The sequence below is a fragment of the Streptomyces racemochromogenes genome, assembly GCF_039535215.1.
Lineage (GTDB): Bacteria > Actinomycetota > Actinomycetes > Streptomycetales > Streptomycetaceae > Streptomyces > Streptomyces racemochromogenes.
On sequence record NZ_BAAAWT010000001.1, the window covers coordinates 3,178,759 to 3,193,734 of the forward strand.

Sequence of the window (14,976 nt, forward strand, 5' to 3'; positions counted from 1 at the left end):
ACGCGGACGGCACCACCACCCCCGCAAGGCCCCCCGCGCCGGGAGAGGCGCACCCGTGACACCATCGGGAACGTGCTCGACATCGGCTACTCCCTCTCCCGGCGCTTCCCCGACCCCCCGCAGACCGACTACCGCTCCGCGGACGTCCACACGCTGCGCCACGACCTGTTCTGCGGCGACGTCTACCTCGCCGACACCGAGAAGGACACGGAAGTGTCCACAGCCTGGGGATGGGTGCCCGTACTCGACTTCGCCTGGGCGCTGTGCGACATCGTCGAACAGCTCGACGAGGACCCCCGCGGCAGCCGCTCCGCCAACCGCCAGTACGCCGAACTCGACTTCACCGAGTCCGCCGACCGCATGCTCTTCGAACGCCGCTTCGGCTGGGTCGACATCGAAGCCGACTGGATGGCCCCCGAGGAAGAACCCCTCACCTTCAGCCACCGCCTGCTGCGCCGCGAGGCCCGCGACTTCCTCCACGACCTGATCGCCGACCTCGTCGACATGCACGAGGGACTCGGCGACAACCCGGTCATCTGGACGCTCCAGTCCCGCTTCCCCCGCGTCCCCGCCTGAGACGCGCCCGTCCCACCACGGCCGACGGCCCGCCGGGGAAGGTGTCGGCTACCCTCTCCCGGTTGGCTTCAGGCGTCGGCAGGCTTTGAACTGCCTGATGGGGGACGGACTTTTCATGAGCGACACGCATCCTGCCGAACTCTTCCAGCCGCTCGGACAGGACGACCCCGCCACGGTGGGCGGCTACCGGCTCAGCGCCGTGCTCGGCTCGGGCGGCATGGGCAAGGTGTACCTCTCGTACACGCTCGGCGGGCGGCCCGTCGCACTCAAGGTGATCCGGCCCGAGTTCAGCGAGGACGCCGAGTTCCGGCGGCGGTTCCAGCAGGAAGTACGCGCCGCCCAACGGGTCCAGGGCCTGTACACGGCACCCGTCATCGACTTCGACACCGACGGCGCGCAGCCCTGGCTGGCCACCGCGTACGTACCCGGCCCCTCCCTCGCGCACGCCGTCTCCGCCCACGGCCGGCTGCCGCTGCGCAGCGTCCTGCTGCTGACCATCGGCGTCGCCGAAGCCCTCCAGGTCATCCACGGCGCGGACATCGTCCACCGCGACCTCAAGCCCGCGAACGTCCTCCTCGCCTCCGACGGCCCCCGCGTCATCGACTTCGGCATCGCCCGCGCCGCCGACGCCACCTCCCTCACCAGCAGCGGCGTCAGCGTCGGCACGCCCGCCTTCATGGCCCCCGAGCAGGCCTCCACCGGCACGGTCACCGCCGCCACCGACGTCTTCGCCCTCGGCCAGATCATGGCGTTCGCGGCGATCGGCGCGCCCGCCTACGGGGACGGGAACTCGCACGCGATCCTCTACCGCATCGTCCACGAGGACCCCGACCTCAGCGCCCTGCCCGCCGAGCTGAAGCCCCTCGTGGCCCGCTGCCTGAGCCGCGACCCCGCCGGGCGCCCCAGCCTCTCCGAAATCATCGAGACGTGCCACGCCATCTCCCCCGCGCCGCTGCGCCAGGGCGAGGACTGGCTCCCGAAGGCCGTCGCCGGTTCCATCACCGAACGCCTGCGGCTGCCCGAACCGGCCAGGACCCCGCCCCCGCAGCCCTCGGCCGCACCCACCCCGACCGAACTCTCCGCCCCCGCGCAGCCGCCCACCGCGCCGGCCCGGCCCGCCGACTACCCGCTCCGGCCGCCGGCCCCCGCGTACGCGCCCACCCAGACGGCCCCCGCGCCCCCAGCGGCCGCCCCGGGCCACCCCACCCAGCCGCCCGGCTACCAGACGCCCCCGCCCGGCTACCCCACCCCGCCGCCCGGCTACCCGACCGCCGCCCCCGGCTACCCGACCCCGCCCCCGCTCCACCAGCCGGGCTACCCGCCCGCCACCCCGCCGAAGTCCGGGCCCAACGGGCGGGTCATCGCCGGGGCCGTCATCGGCGGGCTCATCGGGATCGCCGTCATCGTCTCCCTGCTCCCGGACGGCTCCGCCAAGGACAAGGGGAGCAGCGCCGCCGGCGACCGCGGCGCCGCCACCACCCCCGCCCCCGGCAGCTCGGCCGCCCAGAACCAGAACAAGAACCAGAAGCGGCCCGACCCCACCCCGGCCACCTACCAGGGCATCGACATCACGGCCAACTACCAGGTCATGCTCGCCGACAACCCGCCGCGCCCGGTCACCGGCGGCAGCAACGGCGTCCTCTACAACGGCGGGGACTTCTTCTACTACCGCGACTCCCTGTTCGGCGAGACCAAGGTCGGCACCGCCAACGGCAAGCTCGTCGTCCTGAACAACGCCCAGAAGGGCTCCCTGGAAACCTGCCGCACCGAGACCCGCTACGCCGAGAAGATCGGCCTCGACCAGCTCACCAACGGCTCCGAGATCTGCGTGCTCAGCAACGCCGGACACATCGCGGTCCTCACCTACCGCGGCAAGTCCGACGCCAAGGACGCCAGCAACTACATCACCGTCGACCTCACCGTCTGGCGCAACGCCGAGGACCCGAAGAAGCACTGACGCCACCGCCCCACCGCCCCCGGCGGCGCCCGGCCCGTACGACCCCCGTCCGTACGGGCCGGACCCGCTACCCCACCACCCGCAGCCCCAGGTGCGCGGCCAGCACCGGAGCCAGCTCGAACAACTGCCCCGGGCTGATCACCGCCCCCGCCAGCGCCTCCACCCCCCGCGCGATCCCCAGCTCCACGGCCCCCCGCAGGTCCACGTCCGCCAGCCGCGCGCCCGTCAGATCCGCCCCCCGCACCACACAGTCCCGGAACTCCACCCGCTCCAGCACCGCAACGCCGAAATCCGGCTCCACCAGCACGCACCCCTCGAACACCACGTCCCGCAGGCGCGCCGCCCGCAGGTTCAGATAGTCGATCTTGCCGCCGCGCACGAGGACCCGCTCCAGCACCGCACCGTGCAACTGCACCCCGCCCAGGCGCGCCTCCACCAGCTCGACGTCCCGCAGCGTCACCCCCGACAGGTCCGTCCCCACACCCCGGACGCCCTCCAGCACCGCGTCCAGGAACCGCGCCTTCGGCAACCGCGCCCCGTCCAGCGCACACCGTCGCAGCGCACAGTCCATGAACCGCGCCCCGGTCCCGTCCTCCGCCCCCAGGTCCAGGTCCGCGAACTCCAGCCCGTCGTAATCCCCGTCCGGCTCCAGCCCCCCACCGCCCCACACCACCAGCTCCGGCAGCCGCACCTCCGGCCGCCGCGCCTGCGCCACCTTCACCTTCGCCCGCTCGTTCCGCGCCATGCGCCCATCGTGGCCCACGGCACCGACAACGCCCCGGCTAACCCGCCCCGCCCAGCCGCGCCAGCGCCCCGTCCGTCAGCCGGTACACCGACCACTCGTCCTGCGGCCGCGCGCCCAGCGCCTCGTAGAACCCGATCGTCGGCGCGTTCCACTTCAGCACCGACCACTCCAGCCGCTCGTACCCGCGCTCCACGCACGTCCGCGCCAGCTCCGCGAGCAGCGCCCTGCCGTAGCCGCCGCCGCGCGCGCCCGGCCGTACGTACAGGTCCTCGAGGTAGATCCCGTGCACCCCCCGCCAGGTCGAGAAGCTCAGGAACCACACCGCGAACCCCACCACCTCCCCGGACCCGCTCTCCGCGATGTGCGCGAACACCGCCGGCCGCTCCCCGAACAACGCCCCGCGCAACTGCTCCTCCGTCGCGCGCGCCTCGTGCGGCACCTTCTCGTACTCGGCCAACTCCCGGATCATGGAGTGGATTTCGGCAACGTCATCAACCACCGCGGCACGGATCATGGCGCCACCCTAGGGTCTGTCGTCAAACTCCCCCTACGCCGGACCACCCCGCCCGCACACCGAACATCCCGCCGCGCAACCGGCCCCCGGCCACGACATCCGGTACCTGGACACCCCCGCGGGACCCCGTGTACCAACTCCCCCATGACGATCAACGGCGGCATCTCCTTCTGGTACGCGACCGGCACGACGGCCCACCAGCCGCCCCGCGCCCCCCTCACCACCGACGCCACGGCGGACGTCGTCATCGTCGGCGGCGGCTACACCGGCCTGTGGACCGCCTACTACCTCAAGCGCGCGGCCCCGGACCTGCGCGTCACCGTCCTGGAGCAGAAGTTCTGCGGCTACGGCGCCTCCGGCCGCAACGGCGGCTGGCTCTACAACGGCATCGCCGGCCGCGACCGCTACGCCGCCCTGCACGGGCACGAAGCCGCCCGTCGGCTCCAGCTCGCCATGAACGACACGGTCACGGAGGTCATCGACGTCGCCGCGAAGGAAGGGATCGACGCGGACATCCACCGCGGCGGCGTCCTCGAAGTCGCCCGCACCCCCGCCCAGCTCGCCCGACTGAAGGCCTTCCACGCCGCCGAGCTCTCCTTCGGCGAAACCGGACGCGAACTGTACGACGCCCCCGCCACCCGCGCCCGCATCGACGTCGCCGACGCCGTCGGCTCCAGCTGGACCCCCCACGGCGCCCGCGTCCACCCCCTCAAGCTCGTCCGCGGCCTCGCCGACGCCTGCGACCGCCTCGGCGTCGTGATCCACGAAGCCACCCCGGTCACCGAGATCGCCCCCCCGCCGCGCCGTCACCCCCTACGGCACCGTCCGCGCCCCCTACGTCCTGCGCTGCACCGAGGGCTTCACCGCCGCCCTCAAGGGCCACAAGCGCACCTGGCTCCCCATGAACTCCTCGATGATCGTCACCGCCCCCCTCCCGCCCTCGGTCTGGAAGCACCTCAACTGGCAGGACGCCCCGCTCCTCGGCGACATGGCCCACGCCTACATGTACGCCCAGCGCACCGCCGACGACCGCATCGCGATCGGCGGCCGCGGGGTCCCGTACCGCTTCGGCTCCCGCACCGACAACGACGGCCGCACCCAGCCGGCCACCGTCACCGCCCTGCGCGACCTCCTCTTCACGTTCTTCCCGCAGCTGACCGGCACCCCGATCACCCACGCCTGGTCGGGCGTCCTCGGCGTCCCCCGCGACTGGTGCGCCACGGTCACCCTGGACGCCGGCACCGGCCTGGGCTGGGCCGGCGGCTACGTCGGCTCCGGCGTGGCCACCGCCAACCTCGCCGGCCGCACCCTGCGCGACCTGGTCCTCGGCGACCGCACGGACCTCACCGCCCTCCCCTGGGTCCACCACCGCGTCCGCCGCTGGGAGCCGGAACCCTTCCGCTGGCTCGGCGTCCACGCCCTCTACGCCGCCTACCGCAAGGCGGACCACCACGAATCCGCCACCCACCGCCCCACGACGACCCCCCTGGCCCGCCTGGCCAACCACATCTCGGGCCGCGCCTGAGGCACGCAAAAGGCCCCGGGTGATCACCCGGGGCCTTCCGCTTCTGTACGAATTCCCTCGATCAGATGCCATCTGACCTGGGACGGAGCCGCCTGTCGGAATCGAACCGACGACCTCAAGATTACAAGTCAAGCGCTCTAGCCAACTGAGCTAAGGCGGCACAACACCACCCGCGACCTACTGCGCGTGGAGCCGCCATCACTCTACACAGCGCCCGATTCCCCGAGCCATCACATTGATCCGCACCCGTAATGACGGGGCCCGGGCCAGGCGGTGCTCCGCCCGCCACGCCAAGGCGCCGGCGTGCCCGCACGCAATCCGGGCCGTCAGATTGCTGACAGGAGCCGTACCGCCAGGTAGCGTCAGGCGGAGTCCAGTCGACTGGACTAGACCTTCCACTCGGATCGTCCGGCACGTTCCTGCCGGTAGAAGGGATTCATCACCATGGCTTCTGTCACCTTCGACAAGGCGACCCGCCTCTACCCGGGCGGCGACAAGCCCGCCGTCGACCAGCTGGAGCTGGAGATCGAGGACGGCGAGTTCCTCGTCCTCGTCGGCCCCTCCGGCTGCGGCAAGTCCACCTCGCTGCGCATGCTCGCCGGCCTGGAGGACGTCAACGGCGGCGCCATCCGCATCGGCGACCGCGACGTCACGCACCTGCCGCCCAAGGACCGGGACATCGCGATGGTGTTCCAGAACTACGCGCTCTACCCGCACATGACCGTCGCCGACAACATGGGCTTCGCGCTCAAGATCGCCGGCGAGGACAAGGCCACCATCCGCCGCAAGGTGGAGGAGGCGGCGAAGATGCTGGACCTCACCCAGTACCTCGACCGCAAGCCCAAGGCGCTCTCCGGCGGCCAGCGCCAGCGCGTCGCCATGGGCCGGGCCATCGTGCGCAAGCCGCAGGTGTTCCTCATGGACGAGCCGCTGTCGAACCTCGACGCCAAGCTCCGCGTGTCCACCCGTACGCAGATCGCCGCGCTCCAGCGCGACCTCGGCATCACCACCGTGTACGTCACCCACGACCAGGTCGAGGCCATGACCATGGGCGACCGCGTGGCCGTGCTGAAGGACGGCCTGCTCCAGCAGGTCGACACCCCGCGCAACATGTACGACCGGCCGGCGAACCTCTTCGTCGCCGGGTTCATCGGCTCGCCCGCCATGAACCTCGTCGAGGTGCCGATCACCGACGGCGGGGTGAAGTTCGGCGAGAGCGTGGTCCCGGTGTCGCGCGAGGCGCTCTCCGCCGCCGCCGGCTCGGGCGACAAGACCGTCACCGTCGGCGTGCGCCCCGAGCACTTCGACATCGGCGACACCGGCGGTCTGACGATCACCGTGAACGTCGTCGAGGAGCTGGGCGCCGACGGCTACGTGTACGGCAGCCGCGACGGCCAGGACCTCGTGGTCCGCGTCAACGGCCGCCAGGTGCCCGAGAAGGGCTCCTCGCTGCACGTCGTGCCGCGTCCGGACGAGATCCATGTTTTCTCGACGTCGACCGGTGCACGGCTGTCCAACTGAGTGACCGGCAGGGGCGTTCCGCCAAGGGGCGCCCCTGCCGCGGCAGTTGCGCGGACGCACCCCCCGAACCCCGGCAGACCGGGCCATTCGGCCGCACCCGTCAACCCTTAAATCGAAAAGCCACGTCGAACCATCCCCCGACCGGGTGACTAAATGTCGCCAAATCCTCACCGAGCGCTACTCTCGCCCTCGTGACCCACACTGCCCGCCGAATCGGCCGTTCCCTCGCCCTGGTCCTGCCCGTCGTCCTGGTCCTGTCCGGGACCCTCGCGGTCACGATGGTCCCCTGGGCGGACAATTCCTCCCAGATCCTGACCGCCTCCGCCGAGGACGTCTCCGTCCCGAAGAAGCCGGCCGCGCCCCAGGACCTGCTGCGCGACAAGCTCCTCGGCGAGCTCCAGCAGGGTGAGCAGCCGGGCACGGTGCTCACCCACCTCCAGCAGGAGGTGAACGGGCGGCCGTCGCTGGCGGAGCACTGCGTGAGCATCGCGCGGGCGCTGGGCCGGGCCGCGGTGGAGGCGTACGGGCCGACGAAGGCCCAGTCGTACGCGCGCCCCGTGTGCGACACCTCCTACGCGACCGGTGTCGCCTCGATGGGCTGACGTCCCGTCGCGCCTGCCCCGTCGGGGGCGGGGGCCGTCCCTACGCTGGCGGCCATGACCGAGACCGGCCCCGAACCACCCCAAACCACCGATGACGCGGCCGCGTTCCCGGCCCCTCCCACCCAGGCTGTCGTCCTGGCGGGCGGGCAGGGGACGCGGCTGCGGCCGTATACGGACGACCGGCCGAAGCCGATGGTGGAGATCCCGGGTACCGGACTGCCCATCATCGGACACCAGTTGGTGTGGCTGGCGGCCGAGGGGGTGACCGATGTGGTGGTGTCGTGCGGGCACCTGGCGGAGGTGCTCCAGGAATGGCTGGCGACGGCCGTGCTGCCGCTGCGGGTGACGACGGTGGTGGAGGAGGAGCCGCTGGGGCGCGGCGGCGGGCTGAAGTTCGCGGCGCGCGGGCTGCCGCGGCCGGACGGGGCCTGGTACGCGACCAACGGGGACGTGTGGACGCGTTTCCCGCTGCGGGAGATGGCGGCGTTCCACGCGGAGCGCGAGGCGGTGGCGACGCTGGCGCTGGCGCGGCCGCGGATGCCGTGGGGGGTGGTGGAGACGAACGAGTTCGGGCAGGTGCTGGACTTCATCGAGGCCCCGCCGTCGCCCTATCCGATCAATGCCGGGGTGTACGTGTTCGCTCCCGGATTCGCCTCGCTGCTGCCGGACTTGGGGGACCACGAGCGGACGACGTTCCCGCGGCTGGCGCGGGAGCGGCGGCTGGCGGGCTTTCCGCTGCCGCAGGGGGCGTACTGGCGGGCGATCGACACGGCGAAGGACCTCACCGAGGCGGCGCGGGAGTTGGCGGCGCAGGGCGGCGTCTGAGCGGTTTCCGTGTTGCTACGTCGTCTCGTGCCGCCGGCGGCATGCGGAAGGGCCCGGTGCGCCGTACGCGCGCCGGGCCCTTCGGCCTGGGGGTGCCGGTCAGCCGAGGAGGCCGCCGACGAGGCCGGGCTTCTTGGCCGGGGCGTCCCCGCCGGAGCCGCTGCGGCTCCCGGAGGAGGTGGCCGGCGGCTGCTGCGGGCTGGACTGCTTCGGGGTGCTGCCGCGCGGGGTCTGGCCGCCGCTGCCGGACGTCTTGCCGGCGGTGGGCGCTCCGGAGCCGGTGGTGGAGCTGTTGCGGGTCGGGGCGCTGCTGCCGGGGCGGCCGGAGGTGGCGGCGGGCTGGGAGGGGGCCGCGGAGGGCGAGGCCTGCTTCGAGGGCTGCTGCTGCCTGCCGGGGGCGGTCTGCTTGGCGGGGGCCTGCGGGAGCGGGCTGCCGGGGAGGTAGTTGCTGGGGGCCTGGCCGGGGCCGGGGACGGTGACGACGGTGGAGGAGCGGACGGCTCCGCCGAGGAGGGAGCCGATGAGGAGGGTGAGTCCGCAGACGACGGTGGCCATGACGGCCCCGCGCCGCAGGACGCGGCGGCGCAGCCGCCAGATCTCGGAGCGGGGGCCGAGGGTGCGCCAGGCCTCGCCGGACAGGCGGGCGTCGAGGGAGTAGACGGGGGCGCCCGCGATGACCAGCGGGCTCCAGGCGGCGAGGTAGATGATGTCGGGGGCGTCGTAGGCGGGGACGGTCTTCCAGCTGACCGTCATGAGGAGGGCGGCGGAGAGCAGGGCGCCGATGCAGGCGGCGAAGCGCTGCCAGAGGCCGAAGACGGTGAGCACGCCGACGATGACCTGGAGGAAGGCGACGCTGAGGCCGGCCCCGACGGGGTGGGCGAGCGCGAAGTCGCGCAGGGGTTCGGCGAGGGCCCAGGGGTGCAGGGTCTGGAGCCAGGTGACCATGGAGCCGCGTTCGCCGCCGTCGAAGTAGACGGGGTCGCAGAGCTTGCCCATGCCGGCGTAGATGGAGATGAAGCCGAGGAAGACGCGCAGGGGGAGCAGGACGACGCCGAGGTTCATGCGGCGGCCGGGGTAGTAGGAGGCCTGGCCGCGGGCGTCGGGGGCGGGGCGGCGGCTGTCGGGGCCGGTGTCGGGGCCCTGGTGGTCGCCGTCGTGGCGGCCGTACGGGGGGTAGGGCTCGCGCGGGAGGTCGCGCACGGCGGCGAGGGGACGGGTCTCGTCGGGGTCGCCGTAGGTGCGCTGGCCGATGACGGTGGGGCTGGCGAGGGTGTCCTCGCCCAGGTCGTGTGCCAGGTCGACCCGGGGGATGGTCTGGGTGGCGGCTCCGCCGTCGTAGTCGTCGTGGCCGCGGCCTGCTTCGCGTACCGCCTGGAGGAGTCCTCCCATGGCCGCGGCGTCGCCGGGGGCGGACTTGCCGCTCCAGACGACGGGTGCGCGGCGGCGGGCGGCTCCGGCGGTCGCGACGGCGGCGGCGCCGAGGAGGGGCGCGCGGCCGGGGGCTTTCGCGGGCTTGGAACGCGCGCTCGGGCTCGGTGCGAGCCGCACGCGGAAGCTGGCGTGGTTGACGATGACCTGTGCGGGGTCGCACGGCACCTTGACCATGCTCAGCGCGGGCTGGTCGTCGAACCCTGACGTTCTGGTGTCCACACTCATCTAACCGAGTGATGAGTGTTTAGGACACTGCCTTGACACGAGGGATCTGTCCGAGACCCGTCAAGATCAAGTCGCCCCGCCCGTGGAGGGCGGGGCGACACGCTCACGGGTCACGTCCCGTGGGCCAGGTGGATCAAGCGGCTGCCGCCGTCCGGGTCAGACGCGGCCGCGCTGGGCGCGCTTGCGGGCCGCCTCGTAGAGGACGACGCCCGCGGCGACACCGGCGTTGAGGGACTCGGCGCCACCCGGCATCGGGATGCGGACGAGGTAGTCGCAGTTCTCGCCGACGAGGCGGCCGAGGCCCTTGCCCTCGGAGCCGACGACGATGACGACCGGACCCCCGAGCGCGTCGAGGTCCTGGACCTCGTGGGTGCCCTCGGCGGCGAGGCCGACGACGGTGATGCCGGCCTTCTTGTAGTCCTGGAGGGCGCGGGTGAGGTTGGTGACGCGGGAGACCGGGGTGCGGGCGGCGGTGCCGGCGGAGGTCTTCCAGGCGCCGGCGGTCATGCCGGCGGCGCGGCGCTCGGGGATGACCACGCCGTGGCCGCCGAAGGCGGAGACGGAGCGGACGATCGCGCCGAGGTTGCGGGGGTCGGTGACGCCGTCGAGGGCGACGATGAGGGCGTCCTCGCCGTTGTCGTGGGCGGCGTCGAGGAGGTCCTCGGGGTGCGCGTACTCGTACGGCGGGACCTGGAGGACGAGGCCCTGGTGGTTGAGCCCGTTGGTCATGCGGTCCAGCTCGGGGCGCGGGGCTTCCATCAGGTTGATGTTGCCGCGCTCGCCGGCGAGCTTGAGGGCGTCGCGGACGCGCTCGTCGTTGTCGATGAACTGCTGCACGTAGAGGGTGGTGGCGGGCACGCCGTCGCGCAGCGCCTCGAAGACCGGGTTGCGGCCGACGACCATCTCGCTGGTGCCCTTGGGGCCGCCGCGGCGGGGCGCGGGGCGGCGCTTGGCGGCCTGGCGGGCCATGGCGTTGGCGATGCGGTTCGCCTTGTGCTTCTTGCGGTCCTCGGCCTTGGGCGTGGGGCCCTTGCCCTCGAGGCCCTTGCGCCGCTGGCCACCGCTGCCGACCGTGGCGCCCTTCTTGTTGGACGTGCGGCGGTTCCTGCGCTGGCTGTTCCCGGCCATGACCTCTACCTGTTTTCGTTCGTGCTGCGATATGTACGTATGAAGAGTGTGCCGCCCGGAAGCCCGGGCGGCACAACACGGCTGGTCCGGGTGGGTCCGGATCAGCGGGCGCCGAGGGTCCAGCGCGGGCCGCTGGGGCTGTCCTCGATGACCAGGCCGGACTGGTTCAGCTGGTCGCGGATGGCGTCGGCGGTCGCCCAGTCCTTGCGGGCGCGGGCGGACTCGCGCTGCTCCAGGACGAGGCGTACGAGGGTGTCGACCGCGCCGTGGAGGTCCTCGCCGCGGTCGGCCTCACCGGCCCAGTGCGGGTCGAGCGGGTCCAGGCCGAGGACGCCGAGCATCGCGCGGACCTCGGACAGCCGGGCGATGGCCTCGTCCTTGTCGTCCGCGGCGAGCGCGCTGTTGCCCTGGCGGACGGTGGTGTGGACGATGGCCAGTGCCTGCGGGACGCCCAGGTCGTCGTCCATCGCCTCGGCGAAGGCCGGCGGGACCTCGGCGGCGGCCTCGACGGGACCGCCCGCCTTCTCGATGACGCGCTGGTAGAAGCCCTCGATGCGGGCGAAGGCGGACTCCGCCTCGCGCAGCGCCTCCTCGCTGTACTCGATCATCGACCGGTAGTGCGGGGTGCCGAGGTAGTAGCGCAGGACGATCGGACGCCACTGCTTGACCATCTCGGAGACCAGCACCGAGTTGCCGAGCGACTTCGACATCTTCTCGCCCGACATGGTGACCCAGGCGTTGTGCACCCAGTAGTTCGCGAACGCGTCACCGAAGGCCTTGGCCTGGGCGATCTCGTTCTCGTGGTGCGGGAAGATCAGGTCGAGCCCGCCGCCGTGGATGTCGAAGGCCTCGCCCAGGTACTTGTGCGCCATCGCGGAGCACTCCAGGTGCCAGCCGGGACGGCCGCGGCCCCACGGGGTCTCCCAGGAGGGCTCGCCGGGCTTGACGGACTTCCACATGGCGAAGTCGCGGGGGTCGCGCTTGCCGGTCTCGCCGGTGGACTCCGGCTGGCGGATGTTGTCGAGCTCCTGGCGGGAGAGCGAGAGGTAGCCCGGGAAGGACTTCACGTCGAAGTAGACGTTGCCCTCGGACTCGTACGCGTGACCGCGCTCGATGAGCCCGCGCATCATCTCGACCATCTCGGTGACGTGCCCGGTCGCGCGCGGCTCGTACGTGGGCGGCAGGCAGCCGAGGGCGGTGTAGCCGTCGTTGAACGCGCGCTCGTTGTCGTAGCCGATGGACCACCAGGGGCGGCGCTGCTCGGCCGACTTCGCGATGATCTTGTCGTCGATGTCCGTCACGTTGCGGATGAACGTGACGTCGTAGCCGCGGTACGTGAACCAGCGGCGCATCATGTCGAAGTTGAGGCCCGAGCGGATGTGCCCGATGTGGGGGGCGGCCTGCACGGTCGCGCCACACAGGTAGATCGAGACGCAGCCCTGTTCGAGCGGGACGAAGTCGCGGATCTGCCGGGCGCTGGTGTCGTACAGGCGAATAGTCACGGCATCCAGGGTAGTGCGCCCACGGCAGTGCCCAGCGACCGTTTGAGGCCGCCCGTACGGTTTGTTGCCGAAGAGGTGACATCCGTGGCGGGCGGCCCGTGGCCGTACGTCGTGCTCAGGCCCGGTTCGTCCGGTAGACGAGGGCGGTCGCGATGGCGGCCAGGCCTTCGGCGCGGCCGGTGAGGCCGAGTCCGTCGGTGGTGGTGCCGGAGACGGAGACGGGGGCGCCCGCCGCCGCCGTGAGCGCCTTCTGCGCTTCCTCGCGCCGCTTGCCGATCTTCGGGCGCACGCCGATCACCTGGATCGCGATGTTGCCGATCTCGAAGCCCTCGGCGCGGACGATCCGGGCGGCCTCCGCCAGGAGGGTGACCCCGGCGGCGCCGGACCACTCGGGGCGGGAGGTGCCGAAGTGCGCGCCGAGGTCGCCGACGCCGGCGGCGGAGAAGAGGGCGTCGCAGGCGGCGTGGGCGGCGACGTCGCCGTCGGAGTGGCCGGCGAGGCCGTCCTCGCCCTCCCACAGCAGGCCGGCGCACCACAGCTCGCGGCCCGTCTCGAAGGCGTGCACGTCGGTGCCGATCCCGACGAGCGGGATCAGGGGCAGGTCAGTAGACATCGGTGGCCCTCCTGCGGGCGAGTACGGCCTCGGCGAGGACCAGGTCGAGCGGACGGGTGACCTTGAACGCCTCCTCGTGACCGGGGACGGTCACCACGGTGACCCCGGTGCGCTCCACCATGCCCGCGTCGTCGGTGGCGCCCTCGCCGCTGACGGCGATGGCCTCGTGCGCGCGCAGCAGGGTGGCGAGGTCGAAGCCCTGCGGGGTCTGCACGGCACGCAGCCGGGCCCGCTCGGGCGTGGCGACGACCGGCTCGGGCTCGCCGGGCGCGCCGGGCTCGACCTCCTTGACCGTGTCGGCCAGGGGCAGTGCGGGGACCACGGCGGGGGCTCCGGCGCGGACGGCCTCGACGACGGAGTCCACGGTGTCGACGGGGACCAGCGGCCGGGCCGCGTCGTGGATCAGCACGGAGGTGATGTCGGCGGGGAGGGCGGCCAGGCCGGCGCGCACCGACTCCTGGCGGGTGTCGCCGCCGGGGACGACCAGGATCTCGGTGCTCCCGGGCAGGGCGTGCTCGTCGAGGAGGTTGCGCACCTCGGGCGCGCCGTCCGGCGGGGCGACGACCACGACCAGGGCGACCGCGCGGGAGCGGGCCATGGCGCGGACGGCGTGGATCAGCATCGGGGTCCCGCCGAGGGCCCGCAGGGCCTTGGGGGCGCCGGGGCCGAGGCGTACCCCGCGGCCGGCGGCCGGGATCACCGCCGCCGTGCGGTGGGGGCGGGATTCGTCAGACATCAGTAGCTCCGAGCCAGGTTTGTGACTTCGGCCGACATGGGTATGGCCTTGGGCGTACCCCGGCTCCGGCCGGGGGCGGTGCCGGGTGCGAAGCCCTCGCCCCTTCCGTGACGACCGGTCGAGCCGGCTGCCCGGACCCGGCACGCCAGTACCGGGACCGTGCGGGTGTGCACACGCAGGGTACGGCGGGATGAGCGCAGGGTACGGCCGTCAGGGTACGGGCGTGCGACCCGGGGCCGGCCGGGCGGCCGGGGACCGGGTGAGGTGCCGGGCCGTGCGGGTGCGGCGGTGCGGGCCGGTGCCGCGCGGGCGGGTGTGTGCGGGCGGGTGTGATGCAGGTGCCCGGACGCGGACATGCCGCAGCGCCCGGCAACAGCCCCCTCGAAACCGAGAGGGCGGGTCATCGGGCACCGCGGCACACTGTGGCCGGTTCGTGCGTCAGGACGCAAGAACCTCGTCGAGGAGGGCCTCGGCCTTGTCCTCGTTGGTGTTCTCGGCGAGCGCGAGCTCGCTCACCAGGATCTGACGCGCCTTCGCGAGCATGCGCTTCTCTCCTGCGGAGAGACCGCGCTCGCGCTCACGACGCCAGAGGTCGCGCACTACTTCGGCGACCTTGATGACATCGCCAGAAGCGAGCTTCTCCAGATTCGCCTTGTAACGACGGGACCAGTTCGTGGGCTCTTCTGCGTACGGTGCGCGGAGCACCTCGAAGACCCGGTCCAGCCCGTCCTGGCCGACTACGTCGCGAACGCCGACGAACTCCGCATTGTCCGCAGGCACACGAACCGTCAGGTCGCCCTGGGCGACCTTGAGCACCAAGTAGGTCTTGTCCACGCCTTTGATCTGGCGAGTTTCGATGGCCTCGATCAGCGCGGCCCCGTGATGGGGATAGACCACGGTGTCGCCAACCTTGAACGTCATGTGACAGGTACCCCTTCCGTGGCTATCCAGGGTAACACGAGAACTGACTGTTATGAATGGCGTTTTCGCAGGTCAGGGCACATCTCGGGGCTTGACAACAGCGACACGAACGTGCTGCGAAAGGGTTCCGGAGGGGGGTATTCGCAGGTCGGAGG

Annotated in this window: 13 protein-coding genes, 1 tRNA gene and 1 pseudogene; 6 read left to right on the forward strand and 9 right to left on the reverse strand. The window is 72.4% G+C overall.

Features of this window, described 5'->3' with window-relative positions; all coding sequences use genetic code 11:
* Positions 1-72: 72 nt before the first annotated feature.
* Together ABD973_RS14555 and ABD973_RS14560 are read left to right on the forward strand one after the other, a co-directional pair.
* Positions 73-576 carry a hypothetical protein gene (locus ABD973_RS14555; protein WP_125821898.1) on the forward strand — a complete coding sequence of 168 codons (504 nt, stop codon included), beginning with the start codon at positions 73-75 and terminating at the stop codon, positions 574-576.
* 115 nt (positions 577-691) lie between these two features.
* On the forward strand, positions 692-2,533 hold the full coding sequence (locus ABD973_RS14560) for a serine/threonine protein kinase (RefSeq protein WP_345500272.1): 1,842 nt from the start codon (positions 692-694) through the stop codon (positions 2,531-2,533).
* 67 nt (positions 2,534-2,600) lie between these two features.
* On the opposite strand, the gene ABD973_RS14565 is transcribed toward ABD973_RS14560, so the two are convergent.
* Entirely contained in the window at positions 2,601-3,278 is a 678-nt protein-coding gene (locus ABD973_RS14565) for a pentapeptide repeat-containing protein (protein ID WP_345500273.1), read from the reverse strand.
* A gap of 37 nt (positions 3,279-3,315) precedes the next feature.
* Entirely contained in the window at positions 3,316-3,792 is a 477-nt protein-coding gene (locus ABD973_RS14570) for a GNAT family N-acetyltransferase (RefSeq protein WP_125821895.1), read from the reverse strand.
* A gap of 144 nt (positions 3,793-3,936) precedes the next feature.
* Here ABD973_RS14570 and ABD973_RS14575 point away from each other — a divergent pair.
* A pseudogene (locus tag ABD973_RS14575) lies at positions 3,937-5,317 on the forward strand (NAD(P)/FAD-dependent oxidoreductase).
* Positions 5,318-5,403: 86 nt separating this feature from the next.
* Here the strand turns inward: ABD973_RS14575 and ABD973_RS14580 are convergent.
* Positions 5,404-5,477, reverse strand: a tRNA-Thr gene (locus tag ABD973_RS14580).
* 284 nt (positions 5,478-5,761) lie between these two features.
* Between ABD973_RS14580 and ABD973_RS14585 the strand changes: the two genes are divergently transcribed.
* From ABD973_RS14585 to ABD973_RS14595, 3 genes are all read left to right on the forward strand, one after another.
* Positions 5,762-6,838, forward strand: coding sequence for an ABC transporter ATP-binding protein (locus tag ABD973_RS14585; protein WP_125604091.1), 1,077 nt, complete (start codon positions 5,762-5,764; stop codon positions 6,836-6,838).
* A 191-nt stretch (positions 6,839-7,029) separates the two neighbouring features.
* Entirely contained in the window at positions 7,030-7,440 is a 411-nt protein-coding gene (locus ABD973_RS14590; RefSeq protein WP_007265522.1) for a hypothetical protein, read from the forward strand.
* Positions 7,441-7,494: 54 nt separating this feature from the next.
* On the forward strand, positions 7,495-8,265 hold the full coding sequence (locus ABD973_RS14595; RefSeq protein ID WP_241253317.1) for a nucleotidyltransferase family protein: 771 nt from the start codon (positions 7,495-7,497) through the stop codon (positions 8,263-8,265).
* A gap of 99 nt (positions 8,266-8,364) precedes the next feature.
* Here ABD973_RS14595 and ABD973_RS14600 read toward each other — a convergent pair whose 3' ends face one another.
* The 6 genes from ABD973_RS14600 to ABD973_RS14625 form a co-directional block, all read right to left on the reverse strand.
* Positions 8,365-9,921 (reverse strand): DoxX family protein, encoded by a 1,557-nt coding sequence (locus tag ABD973_RS14600; protein WP_345500274.1) that lies wholly within the window; start codon positions 9,919-9,921, stop codon positions 8,365-8,367.
* Positions 9,922-10,077: 156 nt separating this feature from the next.
* The gene (rlmB, locus tag ABD973_RS14605; protein ID WP_007265519.1) at positions 10,078-11,049 is read right to left on the reverse strand and encodes a 23S rRNA (guanosine(2251)-2'-O)-methyltransferase RlmB; all 972 of its coding nucleotides are present in this window, start codon (positions 11,047-11,049) and stop codon (positions 10,078-10,080) included.
* 101 nt (positions 11,050-11,150) lie between these two features.
* Positions 11,151-12,551 carry a cysteine--tRNA ligase gene (gene cysS, locus ABD973_RS14610; protein ID WP_345500275.1) on the reverse strand — a complete coding sequence of 467 codons (1,401 nt, stop codon included), beginning with the start codon at positions 12,549-12,551 and terminating at the stop codon, positions 11,151-11,153.
* A gap of 115 nt (positions 12,552-12,666) precedes the next feature.
* Entirely contained in the window at positions 12,667-13,164 is a 498-nt protein-coding gene (gene ispF, locus ABD973_RS14615) for a 2-C-methyl-D-erythritol 2,4-cyclodiphosphate synthase (RefSeq protein ID WP_345500276.1), read from the reverse strand.
* Entirely contained in the window at positions 13,154-13,900 is a 747-nt protein-coding gene (gene ispD, locus ABD973_RS14620; protein ID WP_125821889.1) for a 2-C-methyl-D-erythritol 4-phosphate cytidylyltransferase, read from the reverse strand. The genes ispF and ispD overlap by 11 nt, the downstream gene beginning before the upstream one ends.
* 438 nt (positions 13,901-14,338) lie before the next feature.
* Entirely contained in the window at positions 14,339-14,821 is a 483-nt protein-coding gene (locus ABD973_RS14625; protein WP_003953493.1) for a CarD family transcriptional regulator, read from the reverse strand.
* Positions 14,822-14,976 lie beyond the last annotated feature (155 nt).